General features: G+C 67.4%; 10 protein-coding genes. 2 read left to right on the top strand and 8 right to left on the bottom strand.

Translation table 11 applies throughout. The features are described 5' to 3' along the window. Nucleotides 1-73: 73 nt before the first annotated feature. The 5 genes from RS883_RS12545 to RS883_RS12565 form a co-directional block, all read right to left on the bottom strand. On the bottom strand, nt 74-970 hold the full coding sequence (locus RS883_RS12545) for a class III extradiol dioxygenase subunit beta (RefSeq protein ID WP_315760521.1): 897 nt from the start codon (nt 968-970) through the stop codon (nt 74-76). Between the two features lies 1 nt (nt 971). Then, complete coding sequence (gene ligA, locus RS883_RS12550) at nt 972-1382, bottom strand: protocatechuate 4,5-dioxygenase subunit alpha (protein ID WP_315760522.1); 411 nt, start codon at nt 1380-1382, stop codon at nt 972-974. Between the two features lie 21 nt (nt 1383-1403). Continuing rightward, nucleotides 1404-2276, bottom strand: a complete 873-nt coding sequence (locus RS883_RS12555; RefSeq protein ID WP_315760523.1) for a DUF1932 domain-containing protein — start codon at nt 2274-2276, stop codon at nt 1404-1406. A gap of 94 nt (nt 2277-2370) precedes the next feature. Continuing rightward, a complete protein-coding gene (locus RS883_RS12560; protein WP_315760524.1) occupies nt 2371-3984 on the bottom strand; it encodes a phosphoenolpyruvate carboxykinase in 1614 nt (537 codons plus the stop codon). A gap of 94 nt (nt 3985-4078) precedes the next feature. Next, a complete protein-coding gene (locus tag RS883_RS12565) occupies nt 4079-4549 on the bottom strand; it encodes a YbjN domain-containing protein (RefSeq protein ID WP_315760525.1) in 471 nt (156 codons plus the stop codon). A gap of 104 nt (nt 4550-4653) precedes the next feature. Here RS883_RS12565 and RS883_RS12570 point away from each other — a divergent pair, with 104 nt between their 5' ends. Further along, on the top strand, nt 4654-5727 hold the full coding sequence (locus RS883_RS12570) for a PA0069 family radical SAM protein (RefSeq protein WP_315760526.1): 1074 nt from the start codon (nt 4654-4656) through the stop codon (nt 5725-5727). 29 nt (nt 5728-5756) lie between these two features. Then, entirely contained in the window at nt 5757-6593 is an 837-nt protein-coding gene (locus tag RS883_RS12575; RefSeq protein ID WP_315760527.1) for an endonuclease/exonuclease/phosphatase family protein, read from the top strand. On the opposite strand, the gene RS883_RS12580 is transcribed toward RS883_RS12575, so the two are convergent. From RS883_RS12580 to rimO, 3 genes are all read right to left on the bottom strand, one after another. After that, entirely contained in the window at nt 6580-8175 is a 1596-nt protein-coding gene (locus RS883_RS12580; protein WP_315760528.1) for a long-chain fatty acid--CoA ligase, read from the bottom strand. The two genes, RS883_RS12575 and RS883_RS12580, sit on opposite strands and share 14 nt — an antisense overlap. 72 nt (nt 8176-8247) lie before the next feature. Further along, the gene (dnaE, locus tag RS883_RS12585) at nt 8248-11895 is read right to left on the bottom strand and encodes a DNA polymerase III subunit alpha (RefSeq protein WP_315760529.1); all 3648 of its coding nucleotides are present in this window, start codon (nt 11893-11895) and stop codon (nt 8248-8250) included. A gap of 399 nt (nt 11896-12294) precedes the next feature. After that, nucleotides 12295-13641 (bottom strand): 30S ribosomal protein S12 methylthiotransferase RimO, encoded by a 1347-nt coding sequence (gene rimO, locus RS883_RS12590; RefSeq protein WP_315760530.1) that lies wholly within the window; start codon nt 13639-13641, stop codon nt 12295-12297. Nucleotides 13642-13651 lie beyond the last annotated feature (10 nt).

Here is a 13651-nt window from a genome sequence, read left to right on the forward strand (position 1 = left end):
CCGGCCCACAGCATCAAATGTTGAGGACTGCCCCCTCTCCCAACCCTCTCCCCTGAAGGGGAGAGGGCTAAACTTACTCCGCCGCGATCGCGTGACCTGCGTCGCTGCCGGTCATGTCGAAGCCCTCGCCATTGTCCGGGCGAAGCACCGCATGGCCGATCGCGGTGTTCGAGCAGGGAACGTGATAGTGGCGGTGCAACAACCGCGTATTCCGACCCAGCGCCCCGCGCATCACCAGCCACATAACCATCTCGATCCCTTCGGAGCCGGTCTCGCGCAGGTACTCGATGTGCGGGATGCGGCGCAGGTGATCGCTGTCGCCGACCAGGCCGTCGAGGAAGCGGTTGTCCCACTCCTTGTTGATGAGGCCCGCGCGCGGCCCTTGCAGCTGGTGGCTCATGCCGCCGGTGCCCCAGACCTGGACGTTAAGGTCGCCCTCGAAGCTCTCGACCGCGCGGCGGATCGCCTCGCCCAGCGCCCAGCAGCGGTTACCCGACGGCGGCGGATAGGTGACGACGTTGACCGCGAGCGGGATTACCTTGACCGGCCACTTGTCCGTCTTGCCGTACATCATCGTCAGCGGGACGGTCAGGCCGTGGTCGACGTCCATCTCGTTGATGATCGTCATGTCGAATTCGTCGAGGATCAGGCTCTGCGCGATGTGCCAGGCAAGGTCCGGATGCCCCTCGACCTCCGGCACCGCGCGCGGGCCCCAGCCCTCGTCCGCGGGCTTGTAGCGCTCGCCGCAACCGATCGCGAAGGTCGGGATGATCTTCATGTCGAACGCGGAGGCATGGTCGTTATAGACCAGGATGACGACGTCGGGCTTTTCCGACTTCTCCCATTCGCGCGTCCATTCGTAGCCGTCGAAGATCGGCCCGAAATAATCGTCGGCATCCTTGTTGAAGTCGCTCGCGACGCCCAGCAGGGGCACGTGGCTCGAAGCGACGCCTGCGGTGATCCGTGCCATGTCAGCGCTGCTCCTTAATCGAACGCACACCCTCGGGCGAACGGCCGCCCGCCAGCATCATCTGCGTATATTGGTCGAAATCCATGTCGGTCATCGTCGCGACGGCCTTGGCGAAGGGCAGGCCGTCGGTCGAGAACAGCTTGGACAGGAAATAGACGTTGCCGCCGAGGTCCAGGCAGCGATTGTAATCGCGCGCCAGCAGCGCCTGCTTCTGCTCCTCGTCGAGCGGCCACTCGTCCATGTACGCGCGCTCGTCGGCCTTGAACCGCTCGCGGTTCTCGGCCTTCATCAGGCTCATCGCGAACTGGTTCATGTGATAGCCTTGGCGCGCCCGCTTGGCGGTGAAGACGCGGGTGCCGGGAATATCGTCGAACTCGGCCAGATAGGCGTGGATGTCACGCGGCTCGGTCACTGGGTCCTCTCCTCTTTTCGTTCAGGCCGCTTCGGCACGTTTGCGGCCGAGCAGGGTATCGAGTTTGGCGTCCAAACCATCGGGCACCGGCTCGCCGGGTCGAGCGAGCGCGTCCTGTCGCTCGACGGTGCCGCGCGTCATCGCGCTGCCGGTGCCGAGCGCGTCGAGCGTCTTGACGACTTCGCGCATCTCCTCGGCGCGGCGGCGACCGTGGAGCATAATGCGGTCCAGATTATAGTCGGCGGTCGCGGCCCAGCCCTTGGGCGGCGGGCTGGCGTCGAGCGAGGCGATCACTTCGTCCAGCACGCCCGCACTCGCCGCGGCGAGCACGCATTCGGCGGTGAGTGCCTCGATCCCCTTGACGATCACCGATCGGATCATCTTGACCGAAGACGCCGCCCCGACCGGCGCATCGAGCACGCGAACGTCGGTGAAGCCCGCGCTACGCAGCGCCTCCGCGCCGGCAGGCGCGTGCGCGCCGCTCAGCAGCAGCGGCACCGCCAGGCGCTTGGGGAAGACGGGTGCGAGCACGGCGACGTCGACATAGCGCCCCCCTGCCCGCTCGATCGCCGCCTCGGCCGCGCGCTTGGTGTCAGGAGCGACGCTGTTCATGTCGCAGAAGAGCTGACCGGGCACGATCGCCCCGGCGGCAGCCCGCACCGCGTCCATCGCACTGCCCGCCGTGACGAGCGAGAGGATGACACCGGCGCCCTCGACCGCCGCGGTGACGTCGACGGCAGGCTCGACGCCGTGCGCCATCATCCGCGCGCGCATCGCCTCGGCTGCGGCGGGATCGTCGAGCTTCAGGTCATAGGCGGCAGCGGCGAGCTGCCATGCGCCCGCAAAAGCGCCAGCGGCTTCGCCGAACCCGATCGTGGCAATGCGATCAACCATCGCCGCCACCGTGCCGACCGTTTGCGCCGCCTACAAATCGAAAGCCGCCGGCGGCTATTCGATTTGCGGAAGCACGTGTGCAATCGACGATGCGTTACTCCGCCGCTTCCGCAAAGCGAGCTGGGGCCGCGGCGCGAACGCCTTCCTCGACATGCTCCTCGAACTGCGCGAAATTCTCGACGAACAGGTCGACGAGGCGCGCGGCCGCGGCGTCATATTCGGCCGGGTTGGCCCAGGTCGTGCGCGGATCCAGGATCGCCGCATCGACGCCTGGCACCGCGACCGGCACCTGGAAGCCAAAATTGGGATCGGTCCGAAACTCGGCATCGTTGAGGCTGCCGTCGAGCGCGGCGTTGAGCAGCGCGCGCGTCGCCTTGATCGGCATCCGCTTGCCGACGCCGTACTTGCCGCCGGTCCAGCCGGTGTTGACCAGCCAGCAATCGACCCCGCCCCGGGCGATCCGTTCCTTGAGGAGGTTGCCATAGATCGAGGGATGGCGCGGCATGAACGGCGCGCCGAAACAGGTCGAGAAGGTCGCCTCCGGCTCGGTCACGCCGATCTCGGTCCCCGCCACCTTGGCGGTGTAGCCCGACAGGAAGTGGTACATCGCCTGCTCGGGCGTCAGCTTGGCGATCGGCGGCAGCACGCCGAACGCGTCGGCGGTCAGCATGACGATGTTGCGCGGCACCGGCCCCAGATTGTCGGCGCTGGCATTGGGAATGAAGTCGATCGGATAGGCGCCGCGGCTGTTCTCGGCCAGGCTGTTGTCGTCGAGGTCGAGGTCGCGCGTGTCGGCGTCCATGACGACGTTCTCGAGCACGGTGCCGAACCGCTTGGTGGTGGCATAGATTTCCGGCTCGGCCTCGGCCGACAGACGGATCATCTTAGCATAGCAGCCGCCCTCGAAGTTGAAGACGTTGGTGTCCGACCAGCCATGCTCGTCGTCGCCAATCAGCGTGCGGCTGGCATCCGCCGACAGCGTCGTCTTGCCCGTTCCCGACAGGCCGAAGAACACCGCGGTGCCGCCATCGGCGCCGATGTTGGCCGAGCAGTGCATCGGCATCACGCCCTTTTCGGGCAGCAGATAGTTGAGGAGGCCGAACACCGACTTCTTCATCTCGCCGGCATAGCGCGTGCCGCCGATCAGGATCATCTTCTCAGTGATGCTGACCGCGATCACCGTCTCGCTGCGGCAGCCATGCCGCTCGGGATCGGCGCGGAAGTCGGGCAGGTCGATGATCGTAAAATCGGGGACGAAGTCGGCGAGCGCCTGCGCCTCGGGCCGGACGAGCATCGTGCGGATGAACAGATTGTGCCAGGCGAGCGTGTTGATGACGCGCACGTTCACGCGGTGCTCGGGCTGCGATCCGCCATACAGGTCCTGGACGAACAGCGTGCTCTCGCGCGACACCTCCTCGAGGAAGTCGGCCTTGAGCGCCGCGAACGCCTCTGGCGTCATCGGCTTGTTCGACTTGCCCCACCAGACGGTTGCATCGGTTTCGGCATCGCGGACGGTGAACTTGTCCTGCGCCGACCGGCCGGTGTGGCGACCGGTGGTAACGACGAGCGGGCCATCCTTGGCCAGCCGGCCTTCGCCGCGCGCGACGGCGTGCTCGACCAGCGGCGCCGTATCCAGGTTCCAGTGCAGCGTCGCCGTGGTGGCGATCCCCTGGGCATCCAGCCCATGGCGCGGTGTCCGCTCGGTCAATTCGTCTCTCCCGTGGCGCCATGCTGCGCCGCCGCATACGTATGCAGTCGCCAATGCGCATATGCGCGCCGCGGTGAGTCGTCAAATCGGCGGATCAGGATTTGGCGGGGGTGCGCCGCTCGGCGAGGAACTTCTGCATCTCGCCCTGCATCACCGAAAACCAGTCGAGCGCGTCGGCGAAATTGGCCTCAGTCATCCCGCCGACGCTGGTCACGTCCATGTAGAGCGACAGGTCGCCATCCTTGTCGATCGCCGCCTTGATGAACCGCTTCTTCGCGTTCCATTCGTTGGCGAGCGCGGGCGTGAAGTTCGCTTCCTTCTTGAACCAGGTGAAGAACTGGAACGAGGTGCACTCGGTCGGGCCCTTGCAGCCATAGAATTCGACGGTGAAGCTGTCGCCGTTCGCCCCGCTCTTGATGAGCGGCTCGCCCTTGTCGTTCTTGGCAAGCTCGGCCTTGTAGCCGGCGGCCTGCATCGCCTTGGCGATCACCGTCGGGTTGGTCGCGTCGATCACCGTCTCGGGCGCGGCCACCATCGCCGCCGTCGCCAGCATCCATCCGAGCATCTTCGCATCCCCCGTCGGTCGTCCCCGCCCGGACCTTAGCCGACGTCGCGGCCCGAGCAACAATGTTCTTTTTTTGTTCGCGCGCCGGCGGTATGAAATCCGACATGCCAGCGACTCGTCCCACCCGCGGCGCGACGCTCAACGGACCGAGCCGCCGCTTCAACCTGCCCGGGCGGGAGGCGGACGGCGACTGGCTGGACGAGCGCGAGGCCGTCGATGGCGAACTGTCCCCTGCCCGCACCACCGTCACGATCGAACATCCGCGCACGATCCTGGCGCGCAACAGCTCGCCCGATGTGCCGTTCGACCGATCGGTGAACCCCTATCGCGGCTGTGAGCATGGCTGCATCTACTGCTTCGCGCGGCCGACGCATGCATTTCACGACCTGTCGCCCGGCATCGATTTCGAGACGCGGCTGTTCGCCAAGCCGGATGCCGCCACGCTGCTGCGTGCCGAGCTGTCGAAGCCCGGCTATGTCGCCCGGCCGATCGCGTTCGGGACCAACACCGATCCCTATCAGCCGATCGAGCGCGATTGGGGGATCACGCGCGCCTGTATCGAGGTGCTGGCGGAGACCAACCATCCGCTGACGATCACGACCAAGTCGGACCGCATCCTGCGCGACCTGGACCTGATCGCGCCGATGGCCGCGAAGGGGCTGGCGGCGGCGATGATCTCGGTCACCACGCTCGATCCGCGCACCGCAATGACGCTGGAGCCGCGCGCGACCGCGCCCGAACGGCGGCTGCGCGCGATCGCGGCGCTGGCCGCGGCGGGGGTGCCGACCTTCGTCTCGATCTCGCCCGTTATCCCCGCAATCACCGATCACGAGATGGAGCACATCCTCGAGCGGGCAGCGGAAGCGGGCGCGCGTGCCGCCTTCTACATCCCCGTCCGCCTGCCGCACGAGGTCGCGCCGCTGTTCCGCGCCTGGCTCGACACGCATTACCCCGATCGCGCGGGCAAGGTGATGGCAATCATCCAGTCGCTGCGCGGTGGCGGGCGCGACAACGATCCCGGCTTTTTCACGCGCATGCAGGGACAGGGGCCATGGGCCGACCTCCTCCGCACGCGGTTCCACAAGGCGTGCCGCAAATACGGGCTCAACGGCGAGCGGATGAAGCTGCGCAGCGACCTGTTCCGCCGTCCGCCAGGCGCGCAGGGCGAGCTGTTCTAACTCGATCGCCGCTGGTCTAGGCTGCGCCGATGCTCCGCTTCCTCGCTCTGCTGACCCTCCTGGTCGCAGTCCCCGCCACCGCGCAGCCGCCGCAGCCGCTCCGGGTCATGACGTTCAACGTCCGTTATCCCTCGGACGATGACGGCCTCGACCGCTGGAACACGCGTGCCGCGCGGCTGGTCGCGGCCTGGCGGCGCGTCGGCGCCGACATCGTCGGGACGCAGGAGCTGTTCCAGCATCAGGGCGAGGCGATCGTCGCGGCGGACCGACGCTATGCCTGGTTCGGGCGCGACCGCCGCGGCGGCCATGCCGACGAGCATATGGGTGTCTTCTATCGCCGCGACCGATTGAAGCTGATGGCGAGCGGCGACTTCTGGCTGTCCGACACGCCCGACGTTTCGGGTAGCATCAGCTTGGGCCATCCCTTTCCGCGCATGGTCACCTGGGGGCGCTTTCAGCGGGTCGGCGACGGGCGGCGGTTCACGCTCCTCAACACGCACTTCCCGTACCGCGAGGAAGACGGCGCGGCCCGCGCCAAGGCGGCGGAAAAGGTCGCGGCCTTCGTCGCCGCCCTGCCCCCCGGCGAGCCGGTGGTCTTGACCGGCGACTTCAACGACGTGCCCGGCAGCGCCGCGTACCGCGTCCTCACCCGCACGCTCGGCGACGCCTGGACGGCGCTGGGCGCGCCGGAAGCAGGCGCCGGCACCTTCCACGGCTTCACCGGCAAGGCCGACAAGCGCATCGACTGGGTGCTGACGCGCGGCTTCCGCGTGCGCAGCGTCGCGATCGAGCGGCAGCGGGTCGGCGGGCGTTACCCGTCCGACCATTTCCCCGTCGTCGCGACGCTCGCCTTCACGCGGCCTTGAGGCTGTAGCCCCTGAATCGCTCGCGGATCGCGGTCTTCAAGAGCTTGCCCGTGGCGGTATGCGGCAGTTCCTCGACGAAATGGACTTCGTCGGGCAGCCACCATTTGGCGACATGGTTCGACAGATGCGCCAGCACCGCGTCCGCGGTCACCTCGGCGCCGGGCTTCACCACCACGAGCAGGATCGGCCGCTCTTCCCAGCGCGGATGATGGACGCCGATCGCCGCCGCCTCGGCCACGCCGGGACAGCCGACCGCTGCATTTTCCAGATCGACGGAGCTGATCCACTCGCCGCCCGACTTGATGACGTCCTTGGCGCGGTCGGTGATCTGCATGGTGCCGTCGGGATGGATCACCGCGACGTCGCCCGTGTCGAAATAGCCGTCGGCATCGGTGCAGGGCAGGTCTTCCTCGAAATACTGATCGACGACCCACGGCCCCTTCACCATCAGCCGGCCCGAGCTGACGCCGTCGCGGGGCAGGACGTTGCCCTCGTCGTCGACGATGCGCATGTCGATGCCGAACGGCGCACGGCCCTGGCGGCTGACCTGGTCCACCTGTTGCTCGAAGCTCAGCTCGTCCCAGTCGGGGCTGCGCGCGCCGACGGTGCCGATCGGCGATGTCTCGGTCATGCCCCAGGCGTGATTGACGCGGATGCCCATCTTCATCAGCCGCTCGATCATCGAGCGCGGCGCTGCCGATCCGCCGATCGTGACGAGCTCCAAATGCTCGGGCGCCTTGCCACTGGCATCCATGTGCTGGAACATCGCGAACCAGACGGTCGGCACGCCCGCCGAGTGCGTCACCTTCTCGCGGTTCATCAGCTCGCACAGCACCGCGGGATCGTTGACGCACGAAAAGACGAACTTGAGGCCCACCATCGGCGCGGAGAAGGGGATGCCCCATCCGACCGCGTGGAACATCGGCACGATCGGCATCGCCACCGCCCGCGTCGACAGGTCGAATACAGAGGGCTGCACTTCCGACATCGCGTGGATCAGCGACGACCGGTGCGAATAGAGCACGCCCTTCGGATTGCCCGTCGTACCGCTGGTGTAGCACAGCATGCACGGATCACGCTCGGGCCCCTCGACCCAGGCATAGTCGCCGTCCTCGCGGCCGATCCAGTCCTCGAACCCTTCCTCGCCCGGCGCGGGGTCGAAGCAGATGTAATGCTCGATCGTCGTCCAGTGCGGCTTGAGCTTGTCGACGATCGGCTGGAATGCGCGATCGTAGAGCAGCACGCGGTCCTCGGCATGATTGGCGATGAAGGCGAGCTGATCGGGGAATAGCCGCGGGTTGATCGTGTGGAGGATGCCGCCCATTCCCATGACGCCGTACCAGGCGACCAGATGCCGCCCATGGTTCATCGCCATCGTCGCGACGCGGTCGCCGGGCTGCAGGCCGAGCCGCTCCAGCGCCTGGCCCAGCCGCCGCGCATCACGCCCAACAGTGGCCCAGTCCGTCCGCGTCTCGCTGCCGTCGGCCCAGCGGGTGACGATCTCGCGGGTCGGATATTCGCGCTCGGCATGCTCGACCAGCCGCGGCACGCGCAGCTCGAACTCCTGCATCGATCCCAGCATCCGCCTCTCCATTTCCATCTTTGGGTATGGAGAATAGCGGCGGCGCGCCCCGCGTCCAGTGACGAAGTTTTGCTAGCCGGCCAGCTGAAGTCGAGGCGCCATCAGCTCGGCTTCTCGAACACCGGGAATGGCCTGAACCGCCTCCACACGCTCGCCGTCGAGCAGGAAGTCCTCGCCCAGCGACACCTCCGCCTCGCCCCCTTCGATCGGGGTGACCAGGCGCACACGCGCGCGCCCGCCGCGCTCGTCGCGCAGCAGCCGGGCGAGCGGTGCGATCGCCTCGATATCGTCGATCCAGACCGTGAGCACGAGCCGGGCATTGTTCGACAGCGTCTCGAACGCCTGGAGCGACTTGACCGTGACGCGCGGCGTGTCCTCGCCCGCGCGGCGATCGAGTTCGACCTGCATCAGCCCGCACCCGCCCGCGCGCGCCGCATCCTCCAGCGCCTCGGCGGCCATGTCGTCGAAGCAGGTCGCGACGACCTGGCCGCTGGCGTCCGAAAGCGTCGCCATCAGATAGCGATTGCCGCGTGCCGAAGTACGCCAACGCGCATCCTCGACCAGCGCAGCGATCGTCGCGCCGCCGCGCGCGCCTTCGGCGACCTGCACGCCGGCCAGCGCCGCGATCGGGCGGGCAGCATGGACCTTGGCGAGGTGCGCATAGCGGTCGAGCGGATGCGCGGAGAAATAAAAGCCGAACGCCTCCTTCTCGGCATTGATGCGCTCGGCGAGCGTCCAGGTGGCGCTGGCGGGAAGACGGATCGGCGGCTCGCTCGCCTCGCCCTCGCCGAACAGCCCGCCCTGCCCGCTCGCGCGCCCGGCATGGATGCGCTGCGCGGTGGCGAGGATCGTCTCGGCCGCGGCATGCACGCCCGGCCGGTTGTCGTTCATCGCATCGAACGCGCCGGCCGCCGCCAGCGTCTCGACCTGCCGCTTGTTGAGGAGGCGCGGATCGACGCGGCGCGCGAAGTCGTCGAGCGACTTGAACGCCCCCTTCGCCTTCCGCTCGGCAACGACCTGCTCCATCGCGCGCTCACCCACGCCCTTGAGCGCGCCGAGCGCATAGCGAACCGCAAGGCCATCCTCATGCGGCTGGACGTCGAACTCCGCCTCGCTCGCATTCAGGTCGGCGGGCAGGCAGGCGAAGCCCAGCCGCTTCATGTCGTCGACGAAGATCGCCAGCTTGTCGGTCAGCGCCAGGTCGAAGCACATCGAGGCGGCAAAGAACTCGTGCGGATGATGCGCCTTCAGCCACGCGGTCTGATAGGCGAGCAGCGCATAGGCGGCGGCGTGCGACTTGTTGAAGCCATAGCCGGCGAACTTGTCGATCAAATCGAACAGCTCGTTGGCCTTGGCCGCGGGGATCTGATTGTGCTCGGCGCAGCCGGTGACGAAGATCGCGCGCTGCGCGTCCATCTCCGCCTTCACCTTCTTGCCCATCGCGCGGCGGAGCAGATCAGCGCCGCCCAGCGAATAGCCGGCCAGGATCTGCGCGGCCTGCATCACCTGTTCCTGATAGACGAAGATGCCGTAGGTTTCCGCGAGGATCCCCTCGAGCAGCGGGTGCGGGTAGGTCACCGCTTCCCGCCCGTTCTTGCGCGCGCCGAAACTCGGAATGTTGTCCATCGGGCCCGGCCGATAGAGCGACACGAGCGCGATGATATCGCCGAAATTCGATGGCCGGACGGCGGACAGCGTGCGCCTCATCCCCTCCGATTCCAGCTGGAACACGCCCACCGTATCGCCGCGCTGGAGCAGGGCGTAGGTCGCCTCGTCGTTCCAGGCGAGGCCGTCGAGATCGATCGTGACGCCCCGCTTGGCGAGCAGGTCCACCGCCTTGCGCAGCACGCTCAGCGTCTTGAGGCCGAGGAAGTCGAACTTCACCAGGCCCGCGCCCTCGACATATTTCATGTCGAACTGCGTGACGGGCATGTCGGACCGCGGATCGCGATACAGCGGGACGAGCTCGGCGAGCGGCCGGTCGCCGATGACCACGCCCGCCGCGTGGGTCGAGCTGTGGCGCGGCAACCCCTCCAGGTTCATCGCCAGGTCGAGCAGCCGGCGAACGTCGTCCTCGCGCTCATAGGCCTGCGCGAGCTCGCTGACGCCGTTCAGCGCACGCTTGAGGTCCCAGGGGTCGGTGGGGTGGTTGGGGACGAGCTTGGCAAGGCGATCGACCTGGCCATAGCTCATCTGGAGCACGCGGCCGGTATCCTTCAGCACCGCGCGCGCCTTCAGCTTACCGAAGGTGATGATCTGCGCGACGGTGTCGTGGCCGTACTTGGCCTGAACGTATCGGATCACCTCGCCGCGGCGGGTTTCGCAGAAGTCGATGTCGAAGTCGGGCATCGACACGCGTTCCGGGTTGAGGAAGCGCTCGAACAGCAGGCCCAGCTTGATCGGGTCGAGGTCGGTGATGGTGAGCGCCCAGGCGACGGCGGAGCCCGCACCCGAACCACGGCCCGGACCCACCGGAATATCGTGGTCCTTGGCCCATTTGATGAAGTCGGCGACGATCAGGAAGTAGCCCGGGAATCCCATCGCGATGATGATGTCGAGTTCGTAGTCGAGCCGCGTCCAATATTCCTCGAACCGCGCGGCACGGGTGGGGTCATCCACCTCCACTCCGTTCGTTTCGAGCGAAGTCGAGAAACCGGAACCACCCGCATGGCCAGCCTGCTTCTCGTCTTCGCTCGGAGCGGACGGGGCATGGTCCGCCGCTTGCAGTTGCGAGGTGACTTCGCTCGAAACCAGGGCCGGCTGCGTGATCGCGGCCGCCTCGAGCTCCAGGATGCGCTCAAGCCGTGCCTTCAACCCCGCGTGCGCGCTCTCGCGCAGCATACGCGCCTCGCCCTCGCGGTCGCCGGCCAGGCTGGGGAGGATCGGCTTGCGCTTGGGCGCGGCGACGGCGCAGCGCTGCGCGACGACCAGCGTGTTGGCGATCGCCTCGGGCAAGTCGTCGAAGTCGGCCTTCATCACCGGGGCGGGCTTGATCCACGCCTCGGGCGAGGAACGCTTGCGGTCCTCCGACATGACATAGCTCGAATGCGCGATGCACAGCATGGCGTCGTGCGCGGCGTGGAAGTCGGCCTCGGCAAAGCAGCTCGGGTTGGTCGCGACGAGCGGCAGGTCGTTGGCATAGGCGAGGTCGATCAGCGCCGCCTCGGCCGCAACCTCGACCGCGTCGCCGCGGCGGCTGAGCTCGATGAACAGCCGGTCGGGAAACAGGTCCTGGAGCCGGTCGAGATAGGCAGCGGCATCCCCCGCCTGTTCCTCGGCCAGCAGCCGCGTCAGCCCGCCCTCGCCGCCCGCGGTCAGGCAGAGCAGGCCGTCGCTCCGCCCCGCCAGCGCCTCAAGCGGCACGTGTGCATCGAGCTCCACCGGACGGCCGAGATGCGCCTCCGACACCAGCGCGCATAGATTGTCGTAACCGCGCTCGTCCTGCGCATAGAGCGACAGCCAGTCGAGGATCGGCGCGCGCCCGTCGGGCGTCCCCGGCCGCGCGACGCACAGCATCGTGCCGACGATCGGCTGCACCCCCTCGGCTTTGCACGCGTCGGAGAACGCCATCGCCGCATAAAGCCCGTTGCGATCGGTCAGCGCCACCGCCGGAAAGCCGAGCTTGCGCGCCTGCTTGGCAATCGCCTTCGGCTCGATCGCGCCGTCGAGCATCGTGTAGCAGGAGAAGACGCGAAGCGGGACGTAAGCGGCGTGGGACATGGGCGGAGGCTAGGCTTTTGCGAAACGTCGGGGAAGGCGTCGGGGCGGGTTATCCACAGCATTGGCCCCACAATCCGTCGTCATCCCGGACTTGATCCGGGATCCCGCTTCCTTCGCCCGGCCCGGAAAAGAAGCGGTACCCCGGCTCAGAGGCCGGGGTTACGTGATGGAGGAGGGCGCTCGCCCTACCCCCAACCGTCACCCCGGACTTGTTCCGGGGTCCACCTGACCGCGAAGGCGAAGCTCGCCAACAAGCCGAAACGCCCGCCGCCCGGTGGACCCCGGAACAAGTCCGGGGTGACGACCATCGAACCCGTTCGTCCTGAGTAGCTGCTGAGCGAAGCCGAAGCAGCGTATCGAAGGACCACCGCCGATGCTTCGATACGAAGCTCGAGCGGTTCAGGCGACCGGCGCGCCGTACAGGTCATGCTCGTCGGCATCCTCCACCCGCACGCGGATCACGTCGCCGACCTCGCGGCCGATCACGTCGCGCAGGAAGACCTCGCCGTCGATTTCCGGCGCATCCGCCTTCGACCGGCCGGTCGCGCCGCCATCGGCATCGACCGCGTCCAGGATCACGTCGATCTCGCGCCCGACCTTGGCCTGGAGCTTGGCCGCGGAGATCGCCGCGGTCCGCTCCATGATGCGGGCATAGCGTTCTTCCTTGACCGCCTCGGGCACCGGATCGGGCAGCGCGTTCGCCGCGGCGCCCTCGACGGGCTCGAAGCGGAAGGCGCCGACGCGGTCGAGCTGCGCCTCGTCCAGCCAGTCTAGCAAATATTCGAAATCCTCGTCGGTCTCGCCGGGGAAGCCGACGACGAAGGTCGAGCGGATCGTGATGTCCGGCGCTATCGCGCGCCAGCCGCGCAGCCGCTCCAGCACCTTGGCCTCGTTGGCCGGGCGCTTCATGCGCTTCAGCACGTTGGGCGCCGCATGCTGAAACGGAATGTCGAGATAGGGGAGGATCAGCCCCTCGGCCATCAGCGGGATGACCTGATCGACATGCGGATAGGGATAGACATAGTGGAGCCGCACCCAGACTTCGTTTTCTGGCGTGCCGAGCTGCCCCAGCTCGCGCGCCAGATCGGTCATGTGCGGCACGACCTCCCGCCCCTTCCACATCCGCGGTTCGCGGCGGATGTCGATGCCATAGGCGGAGGTATCCTGGCTGATGACCAGCAGCTCGCGCGTTCCCGCCGCGACCAGCTTCTCGGCCTCGCGCAGGATCGCGTCGGGGCGCCGGCTGACGAGATCGCCGCGCAGCGCCGGGATGATGCAGAAGCTGCACCGGTGGTTGCAGCCCTCCGAGATCTTCAGATAGCTGTAGTGGCGCGGCGTGAGCTTGAGGCCGGCCTCCGGCACGAGGTCGACGAACGGCGACGGGATCGGCGGCGCGGCGTCATGCACCGCCTCGACCACCTGCTCATATTCGTGCGCACCGGTGATCGCGAGCACCTGGGGAAAGCGCGCGCGGATCGCCTCGGCCTCCTTGCCCATGCAGCCCGTCACGATGACGCGCCCGTTTTCAGAGATCGCCTCGCCGATCGCCTCCAGTGATTCTTCCTTGGCGCTATCGAGGAAGCCGCAGGTGTTGACGAGCACGACATCGGCGCCGGCATAGTCCGGCGACATCCGATATCCCTCGGATCGCAATTTGGTCAGGATACGCTCGCTGTCGACCAGGTTCTTGGGACAGCCGAGCGACACCATCCCCACCTTGGGGGATTCGGGAAGTCGCGTTGCCATGATCGGGCGC

Source organism: Sphingomonas sp. Y38-1Y, from assembly GCF_032391395.1.
Classification (GTDB): Bacteria; Pseudomonadota; Alphaproteobacteria; order Sphingomonadales; family Sphingomonadaceae; genus Sphingomonas.